The sequence below is a fragment of the Enterobacter sp. 118C5 genome (assembly GCF_034107645.1).
GTDB classification, from domain to species: domain Bacteria; phylum Pseudomonadota; class Gammaproteobacteria; order Enterobacterales; family Enterobacteriaceae; genus Enterobacter; species Enterobacter nematophilus.
On the sequence record NZ_JAWNEU010000002.1, the window covers coordinates 271077 to 285358 of the forward strand.

At 56.3% G+C, this 14282-nt stretch carries 14 protein-coding genes and 1 other RNA gene; 4 read left to right on the forward strand and 11 right to left on the reverse strand.

Features of this window, described 5'->3' with window-relative positions; genetic code table 11:
* Positions 1-4 precede the first annotated feature (4 nt).
* From ubiH to UTO39_RS06520, 3 genes are read right to left on the reverse strand one after another with little or no spacing between them, the layout of a single operon-like run.
* Positions 5-1183, reverse strand: a complete 1179-nt coding sequence (ubiH, locus tag UTO39_RS06510; protein ID WP_320726770.1) for a 2-octaprenyl-6-methoxyphenyl hydroxylase — start codon at positions 1181-1183, stop codon at positions 5-7.
* Positions 1180-2493 (reverse strand): Xaa-Pro aminopeptidase, encoded by a 1314-nt coding sequence (gene pepP / locus UTO39_RS06515; protein ID WP_320726873.1) that lies wholly within the window; start codon positions 2491-2493, stop codon positions 1180-1182. The genes ubiH and pepP overlap by 4 nt, the downstream gene beginning before the upstream one ends.
* A gap of 31 nt (positions 2494-2524) precedes the next feature.
* Positions 2525-3103, reverse strand: coding sequence for a YecA family protein (locus UTO39_RS06520; RefSeq protein WP_028014333.1), 579 nt, complete (start codon positions 3101-3103; stop codon positions 2525-2527).
* Positions 3104-3270: 167 nt separating this feature from the next.
* Between UTO39_RS06520 and zapA the strand changes: the two genes are divergently transcribed.
* The 3 genes from zapA (at position 3271) to UTO39_RS06535 (ending at position 4446) form a co-directional block, all read left to right on the forward strand.
* Positions 3271-3600, forward strand: a complete 330-nt coding sequence (gene zapA, locus UTO39_RS06525; RefSeq protein ID WP_006811891.1) for a cell division protein ZapA — start codon at positions 3271-3273, stop codon at positions 3598-3600.
* 41 nt (positions 3601-3641) lie between these two features.
* A non-coding RNA gene (gene ssrS, locus UTO39_RS06530) (6S RNA) lies at positions 3642-3825 on the forward strand.
* 24 nt (positions 3826-3849) lie between these two features.
* Positions 3850-4446, forward strand: coding sequence for a 5-formyltetrahydrofolate cyclo-ligase (locus tag UTO39_RS06535; protein ID WP_061097141.1), 597 nt, complete (start codon positions 3850-3852; stop codon positions 4444-4446).
* A gap of 97 nt (positions 4447-4543) precedes the next feature.
* Here UTO39_RS06535 and serA read toward each other — a convergent pair whose 3' ends face one another.
* The gene (gene serA / locus UTO39_RS06540; protein ID WP_116341913.1) at positions 4544-5776 is read right to left on the reverse strand and encodes a phosphoglycerate dehydrogenase; all 1233 of its coding nucleotides are present in this window, start codon (positions 5774-5776) and stop codon (positions 4544-4546) included.
* 266 nt (positions 5777-6042) lie between these two features.
* On the reverse strand, positions 6043-6702 hold the full coding sequence (gene rpiA / locus UTO39_RS06545; protein WP_320726771.1) for a ribose-5-phosphate isomerase RpiA: 660 nt from the start codon (positions 6700-6702) through the stop codon (positions 6043-6045).
* Between the two features lie 127 nt (positions 6703-6829).
* Here rpiA and argP point away from each other — a divergent pair, with 127 nt between their 5' ends.
* Positions 6830-7723, forward strand: a complete 894-nt coding sequence (argP, locus tag UTO39_RS06550) for a DNA-binding transcriptional regulator ArgP (protein ID WP_003860089.1) — start codon at positions 6830-6832, stop codon at positions 7721-7723.
* A 485-nt stretch (positions 7724-8208) separates the two neighbouring features.
* Here argP and UTO39_RS06555 read toward each other — a convergent pair whose 3' ends face one another.
* The 6 genes from UTO39_RS06555 to epd form a co-directional block, all read right to left on the reverse strand.
* A complete protein-coding gene (locus UTO39_RS06555; RefSeq protein WP_061097140.1) occupies positions 8209-8949 on the reverse strand; it encodes an oxidative stress defense protein in 741 nt (246 codons plus the stop codon).
* 92 nt (positions 8950-9041) lie between these two features.
* Positions 9042-9677, reverse strand: coding sequence for an arginine exporter ArgO (gene argO, locus UTO39_RS06560; RefSeq protein ID WP_320726772.1), 636 nt, complete (start codon positions 9675-9677; stop codon positions 9042-9044).
* 145 nt (positions 9678-9822) lie between these two features.
* The gene (gene mscS / locus UTO39_RS06565) at positions 9823-10677 is read right to left on the reverse strand and encodes a small-conductance mechanosensitive channel MscS (protein WP_266179101.1); all 855 of its coding nucleotides are present in this window, start codon (positions 10675-10677) and stop codon (positions 9823-9825) included.
* Positions 10678-10863: 186 nt separating this feature from the next.
* On the reverse strand, positions 10864-11943 hold the full coding sequence (gene fbaA, locus UTO39_RS06570; RefSeq protein ID WP_061097137.1) for a class II fructose-bisphosphate aldolase: 1080 nt from the start codon (positions 11941-11943) through the stop codon (positions 10864-10866).
* A 92-nt stretch (positions 11944-12035) separates the two neighbouring features.
* The gene (gene pgk, locus UTO39_RS06575; RefSeq protein WP_048957304.1) at positions 12036-13199 is read right to left on the reverse strand and encodes a phosphoglycerate kinase; all 1164 of its coding nucleotides are present in this window, start codon (positions 13197-13199) and stop codon (positions 12036-12038) included.
* A 49-nt stretch (positions 13200-13248) separates the two neighbouring features.
* Positions 13249-14268, reverse strand: a complete 1020-nt coding sequence (epd, locus tag UTO39_RS06580) for an erythrose-4-phosphate dehydrogenase (protein WP_320726773.1) — start codon at positions 14266-14268, stop codon at positions 13249-13251.
* Positions 14269-14282 lie beyond the last annotated feature (14 nt).

Here is a 14282-nt window from a genome sequence, read left to right on the forward strand (position 1 = left end):
CTCCTTAACGCGCGACCCAACCCAGGGTCCGCTGCGCCAGCACGTCACGTGCCGGAATGAACAATTCCATCGCCATCAGCCCGAGGTTGCGACCGGCAACCAGCGGCGCCCAGCGATTGGCAAAGAGATGGACTAAACCATCGGTGACGCCAATTGTCGCCTCTTTATCGGCCTGGCGTCGCGTCTGGTAATGGCTTAGCACCGAATATGCACCGCAGTCTTTTTGTTCGCTCCACGCCTGCGAAAGCGTTTCTGCCAGGCTCATCACATCCCGCAGGCCGAGGTTAAAGCCCTGACCGGCGATGGGGTGGAGGGTTTGCGCCGCGTTGCCAACCAGCGCCACGCGGTGAGAAACAGACTGTGATGCCGTGGTTAACGACAGCGGATAGACCGCACGTTTTCCGGCATGGGTAATACGCCCCAGCCGCCAGCCAAAGGCTTTCTGCAGCTCGGTACAAAAACGTTCGTCTGACCAGGACTTAACCTCTTCGGCCTTATCCTGCGGGTGGCACCAGACCAGCGAACAGCGCCCGTCCGTCATCGGCAGCATCGCCAGCGGGCCGTGCTGGGTGAAGCGCTCGAACGCCCGGCCGTTGTGTTCTGCTGCGGTCGAGACGTTCGCAATGACCGCGACCTGCCCGTAAGGCTGCTGCCGCCACTCTACGCCGCACTGGGTGCCGAGCGCCGAGCGCGACCCGTCAGCCGCAACCAAAAGCAGTCCGTCAAGCACGGTGCCATTGTCCAGCGTTACGCTGACCGCGTCTTCACTGCGGGTAAAGCTGGCAACGCGTGCCGGGCAGTGCAGCGTAACGCCCGGCGCGTCCTGCAACAGGCGGAACAGGCGCAGGCCAATATCGTGCAGTTCAACGACCTGACCCAGCGCGTCAATACGGTAATCGTGGGCATCCAGCGTCACAAACCCGGCATGGCCGCGATCGCTTACGTGCACGGTATTAATGGCGGTGGCGCAGTCGGCGATGGCCTGCCAGATGCCAATGCGCGACAGCTGCTGGCAGGTTCCTTGCGCCAGGGCAATGGCGCGGGAATCAAACCCAGGGTGATTCTTCGCCTGCGGCGCGACGGCTTCAACCAGATGCACCGGAAGCTGGCCCTTCGTCAAATGCGAAATGGCCAGCGCCAGCGTGGCGCCGGTCATGCCGCCGCCAACGATAATCACGCTCATACGCGCGCCGCTGCCATCAGCGCCTCGATATCGTCCGCTTTTTTCACCACGCTCGCGGTCAGGTTTTCGTTGCCGGTTTCGGTAATGACGATGTCGTCTTCAATACGAATGCCAATTCCGCGGTATTCCTCTGGCAAGTCGGCATCCGGCGCGATGTACAGACCCGGCTCGACGGTCAGCACCATGCCCGGCTCAAGCACGCGCGAACGTTCAGGGCCGTACGCGCCCACGTCGTGCACGTCCAGCCCCAGCCAGTGGCTCAGGCCGTGCATAAAGTACGTACGGTGAGCATTCTCGGTAATCAGGGTGTCGACATCCCCTTTGAGGATCCCAAGCTTAACCAGCCCGGTAATCATGATGCGCACCACCTCACCGGTCACCTCCTGAATGGAGGTGCCAGGGCGATACAGCGTGAGCGCCGTCTCAAGCGATTCGAGAACAATGTCATAAATCGCCCGCTGCGCCGGCGAAAATTTACCGTTCACCGGGAAGGTACGGGTGATGTCGCCCGCATAGCCCTGATATTCGCAACCGGCGTCAATCAGCACCAGATCGCCGTCGCGCAGCGCGCTTTCGTTTTCGGTGTAGTGCAGAATGCAGCCGTTTTCCCCGCCGCCAACGATGGTGTTGTAGGACGGGAAGCGCGCGCCGTGACGGTTAAATTCATGGTGAATTTCGCCTTCCAGCTGGTATTCGAACATTCCAGGACGACATTTTTCCATCGCGCGGGTGTGCGCCAGGGCGCTGATTTCGCCCGCGCGGCGCATCACGTTCAGCTCCTCTTCAGATTTGAACAGACGCATCTCGTGCACCACCGGACGCCAGTCCGTGAGTGTCGCGGGCGCGGACAGGTTCTGCCGCGAGCCTTTACGCAGCTTTTCCAGCGCGTTGAAAACAATCTCATCGGCGTAGGCGTATTCGCCCTGCGCGTGGTAGAGCACGTCGAGGCCATTAAGCAGCTGATAGAGCTGCTGGTTGATTTCGCTAAATGCCAGCGCACGGTCAACGCCCAGCTTTTCCGGTGCGGCCTCTTGCCCTAAGCGGCGGCCAAACCAGATTTCAGCGGTTAAGTCTCGTACGCGGTTGAAAATCACGCTGTGGTTGTGGGTGTCATTGCTCTTAATCAGCACCAGCACCGCTTCCGGCTCGTTAAAGCCGGTGAAGTACCAGAAATCGCTGCTCTGGCGATAGGGGTATTCGCTGTCTGCGCTGCGCGTCACTTCGGGCGCGGCAAAAATCAGCGCCGCGCTGCCCGGCTGCATCTTTGCCAGCAGCGCCTGACGACGGCGCAAATACTCTTGTTGCGAGATAACCATGACACCCTCCTGTGCGTTATTTTTCTTAATGTAAGGTTGGCTTGCGAACTTCCGGCGCGGTCGGCTGCGAGCGCGTGAAATTGTCGTGGCACAGCAGCGCCGCCACGCGCACGTACTCGATGATCTCTTCGAGAGACATCTCCAGCTCTTCCTGATCTTCTTCTTCATCGTAGCCAAGCTGGGCGATGTTGCGCAGATCGTCAATCGCTTCACCCGCTTCGCCGGTGACTTTATCAAGCTTAGGCTGGGTGACGCCCAGGCCAAGCAGATAGTGGTTTACCCACCCCGCGAGCGCATCGGCGCGATCGAAGACGCTGACATCGTCGCCTTCAGGCAGATAAAGCTGAAAAAGGAAGCCATCGTCTTCCAGCGAATCGCTGGTTGCCGCGTGCATTTTTCGCAGCGCTTCCGCCAGTTCGTGGCCAAACGCCAGCCCTTCGTTCGTGAGGTCGTGGATCAGCGGCTGCCATGAGCTGTCGCTGTTTCCGCCACACAGTATGCCGCTGATCAGACCGTGCATTTCGGCAGGGGTAAGACCGACTCCCTGCTGGTTCAGTAACTGGTTTAAATCCTTGTAACCAGGCATTTCGTTCTGTATAGACATACGCATTCGTCATCAAAGGGAGGATATTCATGATATGCTACCACTTTGGACCCTGGTGATACCAGAAAAGGGCTTGTATCTTCACATCAGGGTAGCTATAGTGTCGCCCCTTCGCAGCCCCCGGGGCAGTAAGCGAAGGCAGCGCAGTCAATCAGCAGGAAGGTGGCATGTCTGCACAACCCGTCGATCTCCAGATTTTTGGCCGTTCACTGCGAGTGAATTGTCCGCCTGAACAAAGGGATGCTTTGAATCAGGCTGCGGACGATTTGAATCAGCGGTTGCAAGATCTAAAAGAACGCACTAGAGTCACAAATACTGAGCAGCTGGTTTTCATCGCCGCGTTGAACATCAGCTATGAACTGACTCAGGAAAAAGCGAAGACCCGCGACTACGCGGCTAGCATGGAGCAGCGCATTAAAATGCTCCAGCAGACCATTGAACAGGCGTTGCTTGATCAAGGTCGCAATCCCGAAAGACCGGGACCAAAGTTTGAATAACACTTCTCAGTTGACTATGGTAGAGTAACTGTGAAGACAAAATTTCTCTGAGATGTTCGCAAGCGGGCCAGTCCCCTGAGCCGATATTTCATACCACAAGAATGTGGCGCTCCATGGTTGGTGAGCATGCTCGGTTCGTCCGAGAAGCCTTAAAACTATGACGACACATTCACCTTGAACCAAGGGTTCAAGGGTTACAGCCTGCGGCGGCATCTCGGAGATTCCCTCTTTCTTCTTCTACCCACTACCATGACTCAATTCCCTGAAGTTTCTGCCTCACGCCAGGATATTCGTCAGCTCATTCGACAGCGTCGTCGCGCACTTACGTCCGAACAACAAGCACACTTTGCGCAGCAGGCCGCCGCCCGCATGATGGCGTATCCGCCTGTGGTGATGGCCAACACGGTCGCTCTGTTCCTGTCGTTTGATGGCGAGCTGGATACCCAACCGCTTATCGACCAGCTCTGGCGCGCCGGAAAGAAGGTTTACCTGCCGGTACTGCATCCGTTTAGCCAGGGTAATTTGCTGTTTCTGCACTACCACCCGCACAGCGAACTGGTGGTAAATCGTCTGAAAATTACCGAGCCGAAACTCGACGTGCGCGACGTATTACCGCTGTCCGAGCTGGACGTGCTGATTACGCCGCTGGTGGCGTTTGATGAACAGGGCCAGCGTTTAGGCATGGGCGGGGGATTCTATGACAGAACCCTGCAAAACTGGCAGCAGTACGGGCTGCAGCCGGTCGGCTATGCGCATGATTGCCAGGCTGTAGAAGCCTTGCCGGTGGAGAAATGGGATGTGCCGCTGCCGGCGGTGGTGACGCCCGGCAAAATCTGGGTCTGGTAGAACAAAGCCGGGTGGCGCTTACGCTTACCCGGCTTACAAAACCTCAACGTAGGTCGGGTAAGGCGCAGCCGCCACCCGACACCACAGACCGCACGGATCAGTACAGCAGACGCGCGCGAATTGTCCCCGGTATGGCCTTCATGCTCTGCAGCGCTTTCTCGGCAACATCTTCATCGGCTTCAATATCGATAACCACATAACCCATCTGCGAGTTGGTTTGCAGGTACTGGGCGGCAATGTTAACGCCCTGCTCGGCAAAGATCTGGTTGATGGCGGTCAGCACGCCAGGACGGTTTTCGTGGATGTGCAGCAGACGACGACCGCCGTGCAGCGGCAGAGACACTTCCGGGAAGTTCACCGCAGAGAGCGTTGAACCGTTGTCGGAATATTTGCTCAGCTTACCCGCCACTTCCAGGCCGATATTCTCCTGCGCTTCCTGAGTAGAACCGCCGATGTGCGGCGTCAGGATCACGTTGTCGAATTCGCACAGCGGAGAGTTAAACGGATCGCTGTTGGTGGCCGGTTCCGTCGGGAACACGTCGATGGCCGCCCCCGCCAGATGCTTACGCTTCAGCGCATCGCACAGCGCAGGGATATCGACCACCGTACCGCGCGCGGCGTTGATCAGCAGCGAGCCCGGCTTCATCAGCGCCAGCTCTTCCGCGCCCATCATGTTTTTGGTGGAGGCGTTTTCCGGCACGTGCAGGCTGACTACGTCGCTCATGTTCAGCAGGTCAGAAAGATGCTGCACCTGCGTCGCGTTACCCAGCGGCAGCTTGCTTTCGATATCGTAGAAGTAGACGTGCATCCCCAGCGACTCCGCCAGGATCCCCAGCTGGGTACCGATGTGGCCGTAGCCGATGATGCCCAGCTTTTTACCACGGGCTTCGTAGGAGCCCGCGGCCAGTTTGTTCCACACGCCGCGGTGCGCTTTGGCGTTAGCTTCCGGGATACCGCGCAGCAGCAGCAGCAGCTCGCCAATTACCAGCTCCGCCACGGAACGGGTGTTGGAGAACGGGGCGTTAAAGACCGGGATACCGCGTTTTGCGGCAGCGTTCAGGTCGACCTGGTTGGTGCCGATGCAGAAGCAGCCAATAGCAACCAGCTTTTCTGCCGCGGCAATCACGTCTTCAGTCAGGTGGGTACGGGATCGCAGGCCAATGAAGTGGGCATCACGGATGGCGGCTTTCAGCTCTTCCGTGTCCAGCGCGCCTTTGTGAAATTCGATGTTGGTGTAACCCGCCGCACGAAGGCTATCAAGCGCTTTCTGGTGCACGCCCTCGACCAGCAGGAATTTAATCTTGTCTTTCTCCAGTGATACCTTTGCCATTTCCCCGACCCTGTTTTTATCTGAACTGATGTTGTGCTGGATTGAAATCCGCTGTAGCCAACATATCAAAAAAAACTATTGCAGCAATATGAACGTTTGCGTCGGCACTCTGAAGAAAAGTCATACAGGGCAAAATGACAGAGTAAAATGCTGAGGAAATTTACAAACGTGGCAGGATCGGCAAAAGAGGCGGAAAAGCGTGACACAAGTCACCAAATTTAGCTTTTCAAAAATTTTTTAGCGGGGGGAGCACACCCCCCGTCAGATCATTTTACGATGGTTTTCACACCGTCAGCCGTACCGATCAGCGCCACGTCCGCGCCGCGGTTGGCGAATAACCCTACGGTGACGACGCCTGGAATGCTGTTGATGGCGTTTTCCAGGGCAATCGCGTCGAGAATCTCCAGACCGTGAACGTCGAGGATGACGTTACCGTTGTCGGTGACCACGCCCTGACGGTATTCCGGACGGCCGCCCAGCTTCACCAGCTGACGGGCCACCGCACTGCGCGCCATCGGGATCACTTCAACCGGCAGCGGGAAACTACCCAGAATGTCGACCTGCTTGGAGGCATCCGCGATGCAGATGAACTTGTCCGCAACCGAGGCGATGATCTTTTCACGAGTCAGCGCCGCGCCGCCGCCTTTGATCATCTGCATATGGCCGTTGATTTCATCCGCGCCATCAACGTAAATGCCCAGACGATCCACTTCGTTGAGATCGAAAACGGTAATGCCGAGGCTTTTCAGCTTTTCCGTGGACGCATCGGAGCTGGAAACCGCGCCCTCGATCTGCCCCTTCATCGTGCCCAGTGCATCGATAAAGTGCGCCGCCGTTGACCCCGTACCAACACCGACAATGGTCCCTGGCTGTACGTACTGGAGAGCGGCCCATCCTACTGCTTTTTTCAGTTCATCCTGCGTCATGATCGTTTTGCCTGTGGTGTGAAAACTCAGGGCGCATTATAGAACACGTCGAATGGATTTCGTCTGCCAGGAAGGGAAAATTGTGTCATAGTGCAGATTAAGCAAAATTTAGGAGCCAGCCAGAGCAATGAAACGTCCGGACTACAGAACACTACAGGCACTTGATGCAGTTATTCGTGAACGCGGCTTTGAGCGCGCAGCGCAAAAGCTGTGTATCACCCAGTCCGCCGTATCACAGCGTATCAAACAGCTTGAAAACATGTTCGGGCAGCCGCTGCTGGTGCGTACCGTGCCGCCGCGCCCAACGGAGCAAGGGCAAAAACTTCTCGCCCTGCTGCGTCAGGTTGAGCTGCTGGAAGACGAGTGGCTGGGTGACGAACAAACGGGTTCCACGCCGCTGCTGCTCTCGCTGGCGGTCAACGCCGACAGTCTGGCGACCTGGCTGCTGCCGGCCCTTGCTCCAGTGCTGGCCGACTCCCCTATCCGCCTGAATCTTCAGGTTGAAGATGAAACCCGCACCCAGGAGCGCCTGCGTCGCGGCGAAGTGGTTGGGGCGGTCAGTATCCAGCCTCAGGCGCTGCCAAGCTGTCTTGTCGATCAGCTGGGCGCGCTCGACTACCTGTTTGTCGGTTCAAAAGCCTTTGCGGAGCGCTACTTCCCGAATGGCGTTACCCGCGCCGCGCTGCTGAAAGCGCCTGCCGTGGCGTTCGACCATCTGGACGATATGCACCAGGCGTTTTTGCAGCAAAACTTTGACCTGCCGCCGGGCAGCGTGCCGTGCCATATCGTCAACTCGTCAGAAGCCTTTGTGCAGCTGGCGCGTCAGGGCACCACCTGCTGCATGATCCCGCATCTGCAAATTGAGAAAGAGTTGAAAAGCGGTGAGCTGATTGACCTAACGCCGGGGCTCTATCAGCGCCGGATGCTTTACTGGCACCGCTTTGCGCCGGAAAGCCGCATGATGCGCAACGTCACCGACGCGCTGCTGGCGTTTGGGCATAAGGTGTTGAGACAGGATTAATCGCTTGAATTCCCTCTCCCTGTGGGCTGAGGAATCCCCACAAATTAATGCGTGCAGTGAACAATCCCCTCGCCCCTTTGGGGAGAGGGTTAGGGTGAGGGGCATATACGGCGGTAGTGGTCATTCCGTTCACTTTACGTTCCTTGCTACTCTGTTACGACAGGACCAGTGAACGTGCCAGGGTGGCTCAGTCGCCACCACCCTGGCGACCCGGGCTCCCGGCGGTAAATCGCCGCTTCGCGGTACCCTCGGCTTATTCCTTTCGGCTTATCGGGGACGGGCGGAGGTAACGTCCATGTAAAGCCCGCCCTCTCGGCGCATCCATGCGCCTCGCCCCGGCCTGCAGGAAACGCCTCAGCGATTTACAGCCGGACCAGGGCGTCGCTGCAAGCCATTCATTTTACTGAAGCAACGTTCATCGCTTCGGGTAGAGAAATTACTGGGGATTCCTCAGCCCTGTGGGAGAGGGTTAGGGTGAGGGCAAATTACTGCGCCTTAGCCGCCTCAGTTTGCTGAGTTTGAGTTGGCTCCAGTTGGAACACCACATCCACCTGATCGTCGAACTGAATGGTCGGCTGCTCGTAGGTTTCCTGAGCAGAAACCGGCGCGGCGTCCGCCTTCATCATCCGAACCATCGGGCTTGGCTGGTAGTTAGAGACGTGGTAACGCACGCTGTATACCGGGCCAAGCTTGCTCTTAAAGCCAGACGCCAGCTGTTCCGCCTGATGAATGGCATCATTAATCGCCGCTTTACGCGCTTCGTCTTTGTATTTCTCCGGTTGCGCAACGCCCAGCGACACCGAACGGATTTCGTTCAGGCCGGCCTTCAGCGCGCCGTCCAGCAGGGAATTCAGCTTGTCCAGCTGACGCACGGTCACTTCCACGGCGCGCACGGCGCGATAGCCTTTAAGAATGCTTTTGCCGTTCTGGTAGTCGTAATCCGGCTGGGTACGAAGGTTAGCAGAGCTGATGTCTTTTTTAGCGACACCGTTCTGCTCCAGGAAGGAGAGGTATTGCGCAACACGATCGTCCGCCTGTTTCTTGGCGGAAGCGGCATCTTTCGCAGCCACGTTCACTTCAATCGCCAGGGTTGCAACATCCGGTACCGCATCGACGCTTGCGGTGCCTGACGTGACGATGTGCGGGCCATCCGGCAGTTCACTTGCCTGCACCGACACCGCACCGAAACTTACTAATGCCGCCAGGGCCATCACTTTAAACTTCACTGTCATTCCTCCATGTTGCGAAGAGTGCCCCAACAACAGGGCGCATGCCAGCAAGCTTAGCGGGTCTTGTTCAGTTGTCCATAAGACAACGCTTAGTTGAGCAATCCCTGTACATGATGAATGCCCTCTTTCGCCAGCTGGAAAGCGATAAACCACATCACCAGACCGACCAGCGTATTGATGATGCGCTGCGCTTTGGCGGTACGTAGCCGCGGTGCCAGCCACGCCGCCAGGATCGCCAGGCCGAAGAACCAGAGGAAAGAGGCGCTGACCGTGCCGAGCGCAAACCAGCGTTTTGGCTCAACGTCCAGCTGTCCTCCCAGGCTGCCCAGCACCACGAAGGTATCGAGGTAAACGTGCGGATTTAGCCAGGTGACCGCCAGCATGGTGACGATAATCTTCCAGCGGCCCTGCTTCATCACTTCAGCGCTTGCCAGCTCAATGTTGCTGCTCATCGCCGTTTTCAGGGCACCGAATCCGTACCACAGCAGAAACGCCACGCCGCCCCAGGTCACCAGCGCCAGCAGCCAGGGTGACTGCATCAGCAGCGCGCTGCCGCCAAAAATGCCGGCGCAAATCAGCAGCAGATCGCTCACTGCGCACAGCAGGGCAATCATCAGATGATACTGGCGGCGAATGCCCTGATTCATGACGAACGCATTTTGCGGGCCGAGAGGGAGGATCATGGCCGCACCTAAGGCAAGCCCTTGAAAGTAATACGATAACATGACGAAATTCTCACAGTGTTGTTCTGGAGATTGACTATACTGCGCGAATCACATTAGAGGAAATGGATAATATTAATTGGGGATTAGCATGCCTAATAACCAAAAAGCCCGGTGGCGCTAGCGCTTACCGGGCCTGCAGGTAAAGTTACTCTGCTTCTTTGACTTTTTTGACGTTTACGTCCATCTGCGGGTACGGGAAGCTGATGCCGTTGGCGTCGAAGTCGCGCTTGATGCGCTCCAGCACGTCCCAGTATACGTTTTGCAGATCGCTGCTCTTACTCCAGATACGCACCACGAAGTTAATAGAGGAAGCGCCCAGTTCGTTCAGGCGAACCGTCTGCTCTTTGTCTTTCAGAATGCGATCGTCAGAGGCGATGATATTCGCGATCAGCGACTTCACCCGATCGATATCGGAATCATACGCCACGCTGATGATGAGCTCGTTACGGCGCACCGGCTCGCGGGAGAAGTTAATGATGTTGCCCGCGATGATTTTCCCGTTCGGCACCACCACGATGCGGCCGTCGACGGTACGCAGGGTGGTAGAGAAAATCTGCACCTGCAGCACGGTACCGGCGATGCCGCCAAGGTCAACATATTCACCGGAACGGAATGGACGGAAGGTCACCAGCAGCACGCCTGCCGCCAGGTTTGAAAGCGAGCCCTGCAATGCCAGACCAATAGCCAGACCCGCAGCACCAAGTACGGCAATAACGGATGCCGTCTGTACGCCCACACGACCCAGCGCCGCAATCAGCGTAAAGGCAATGATACCGTAACGTACCAGCGCGGAGAGAAAATCAGCCACCGTGGCGTCGATGTGTCGCGCGACCATCACACGGTTGACGGCGTTCGACACGATGCGCGCCACGATCATACCCACGATGATGATGGCAATTGCCGCAACGATGTTCACCGCATAGCTCAGGAGCAGCGCCTGGTTACGCACCAGCCAGTTACCGGCGTGATTGATGCTGTCTACAACATCGAGTTGTTCCATTTATTCTTCCTTTTGTTAAACCAAAACACTAAATCTATCCCTCAGGGAGACAGGCAGGTCAGTAAAGGGTAAACAAAAAGCGCAAGTTTTGCCAAACAGATCACAAAAGCAGATGTTGCAGCATGTTGAAAACGCATAAAAAAAGGCCCGCATTTGCGGGCCTTCTGATGCTGTTAGCAGCTCAAATTACAGAACGTCGATCGCGTTCAGTTCTTTGAATGCCTGCTCCAGACGGGTCACCATGGACGTCTGCGCTGCGCGCAGCCATACGCGTGGATCGTAGTATTTCTTGTTCGGCTGGTCTTCGCCTTTCGGGTTGCCCAGCTGGCCCTGCAGGTAAGCTTCGTTGGTTTTGTAGTACTGCAGGATACCGTCCCAGGTTGCCCACTGGGTGTCGGTATCGATGTTCATTTTCACTACGCCGTAGCTTACGGAGTCTTTGATTTCCTGAGCAGAAGAACCGGAACCGCCGTGGAAGACAAAGTTCAGGCTGTTGTGCGGCAGGTTGTGTTTCTTAGACACGTATTCCTGAGAATCACGCAGGATAGTTGGCGTCAGAACCACGTTACCTGGTTTGTAAACGCCGTGTACGTTACCGAAGGACGCAGCGATGGTGAAGCGTGGGCTGATTTTGCTCAGCTCGGTGTAAGCGTAATCAACGTCTTCTGGCTGGGTGTACAGGGCAGAAGCGTCCATGTGGCTGTTGTCCACGCCGTCTTCTTCACCGCCGGTGCAGCCCAGTTCAATTTCCAGGGTCATGTCCATTTTGGCCATGCGCGCCAGGTATTTAGAGCAGATTTCGATGTTTTCGTGCAGTGACTCTTCAGACAGGTCAATCATGTGAGAAGAGAACAGTGGCTTACCGGTAGCCGCGAAGTGTTTTTCACCCGCGTCCAGCAGACCGTCGATCCACGGCAGCAGTTTCTTCGCGCAGTGGTCAGTGTGCAGGATAACCGGAACACCGTAGTGCTCAGCCATCTGGTGAACGTGGTGCGCACCAGAGATAGCGCCCAGGATTGCAGCACCCTGAGGAATGTCAGTTTTCACGCCTTTACCTGCGATGAACGCAGCGCCGCCGTTAGAGAACTGAACGATAACTGGCGCTTTAACTTTAGCAGCAGTTTCCAGTACGGCGTTGATGGAGTCGGTACCTACGCAGTTAACTGCTGGCAGAGCGAAGTTGTTTTCTTTAGCTACCTGGAACACTTTCTGTACGTCATCACCAGTGATCACGCCAGGTTTTACGAAATCAAAAATTTTAGACATGTTGCTTAGTCCTGTATCTTCGGCCGTTAGAAAAGGTGCGAGCTCTTAAAAGCGCGCTGAAAATTGGGCAGGTTTCCCTGCCCTTGAATGGCTTACTTCTTAGCGCGCTCTTCGAGCATTGCTACTGCTGGCAGTACTTTGCCTTCCACGAACTCGAGGAATGCGCCGCCACCAGTGGAGATGTAGGAGATCTTGTCAGCGATACCGAACAGGTCGATTGCTGCCAGGGTGTCACCACCGCCTGCGATAGAGAACGCTTCGCTGTCTGCGATAGCGTTAGCAACGATTTCAGTCCCTTTGCGGAAGTTCGGGAATTCGAACACGCCGACAGGACCGTTCCACAGGATAGTTTTTGCGTTTTTCAGGATTTCAGCCAGTTTCTGTGCAGAAACGTCGCCCAGGTCCAGGATCTGCTCTTCATCTTTGATGTCGTTAACAGATTTCAGGGTCGCGGTAGCGGTTTCGGAGAATTCGGTCGCCACGCGAACGTCAGTTGGAACCGGGATATCACAGGTGCCCAGCAGGCGTTTGGCTTCGTCAACCAGGTCTGCTTCGTACAGGGATTTACCCACGTTGTGGCCCTGAGCGGCAACGAAGGTGTTTGCGATACCACCACCGACGATCAGCTGATCAGCGATTTTAGACAGGGAATCCAGAACGGTCAGTTTGGTAGACACTTTAGAACCACCAACGATAGCGACCATTGGGCGAGCAGGTTCTTTCAGCGCTTTACCCAGTGCTTCCAGTTCGTCAGCCAGCAGAGGACCCGCACACGCAACGTCGGCGAATTTACCGATACCGTGGGTAGACGCCTGCGCACGGTGCGCCGTACCGAACGCATCCATTACGAATACGTCGCACAGCGCAGCGTATTTTTTGGACAGGGTTTCGTCGTCTTTCTTCTCGCCTTTGTTGAAGCGAACGTTTTCCAGAACCACCAGCTCACCTTCGGCAACTTCAACGCCGTCCAGGTAATCTTTCACCAGGCGAACCGGGTTGGACAGTTTGTCTTTCAGGTAATTAACAACCGGCAGCAGAGAGAACTCTTCGTTGTACTCGCCTTCGGTTGGACGGCCCAGGTGGGAGGTGACCATCACTTTAGCGCCCTGCTTCAGAGCCAGCTCGATGGTTGGCAGAGATGCGCGGATACGCGCGTCGCTGGTCACTTTGCCATCTTTAACCGGTACGTTCAGATCGGCACGGATGAAAACGCGTTTACCAGCCAGATCCAGATCGGTCATCTTAATTACAGACATGGTGAATCCTCTCGTTGATTCTTAAAGTTTTGCAGACGCACGATGCGTCTTACCTGAAACCTTGAGCGGCCATTGCTAACGTGGTGTCGAGCATTCGGTTAGCAAAGCCCCATTCGTTATCACACCAGACCAGCGTCTTGATGAGGTGTGCGCCACTGACTCGCGTCTGAGTGCCATCGACGATGGCGCTGTGCGGGTCGTGGTTAAAATCTACTGAGACCAACGGTAATTCCGTATAGTCAACTATACCATGAAATGCTCCCTGTGCCGCTTTTTGCAGCAACAGGTTGACTTCACAGGCTTTTACCGTTTTTTTCACCGTCACGCTGAGGTCAATTGCCGTCACGTTAATTGTCGGAACACGCACGGCAATCGCTTCAAAACGGTCATTAAACTGCGGGAAAATTCGGGTGATCCCTGCCGCCAGCTTTGTGTCCACCGGAATGATTGACTGGCTCGCCGCGCGAGTGCGTCGTAAATCCGGGTGATAGGCGTCGATAACCTGCTGATCGTGCATGGCGGAGTGAATCGTGGTCACGGTGCCGGATTCAATGCCGTACGCATCGTCTAACAGTTTGATGACCGGAATAATGCAGTTGGTGGTGCAGGAGGCGTTGGAAACGATGAGATGTTCAGCCTTCAGCTCATGCTGGTTGACGCCAAACACGACGGTCGCGTCGAGATCGTTACTGCCGGGATGAGAAAACAGGACTTTTTTTGCGCCAGCTGCCAGATGCGCTTCGCCGTGTTCGCGGTTACCGTAAACACCGGTGCAGTCGAGCACCACATCCACGCCCAGTTCACGCCAGGGCAGCCCTGCAATACTGCTCTCATGCAGCACGCGAATCGCATCGTCACCGACAAACAGCTGCTCTCTTTCCTGACGAACGTCCCAGGCAAAGCGGCCGTGGCTGGTGTCATATTTCAACAAATGCGCCATGCCCGCAGCATCCGCCAGTTCATTGATTGCCACCACGGTGATTTCCGCACGACGCCCGGATTCATATAAAGCACGAACCACGTTGCGCCCGATGCGACCGAAGCCATTAATCGCTACGCGTACGGTCATAGATCTCCTGCAAA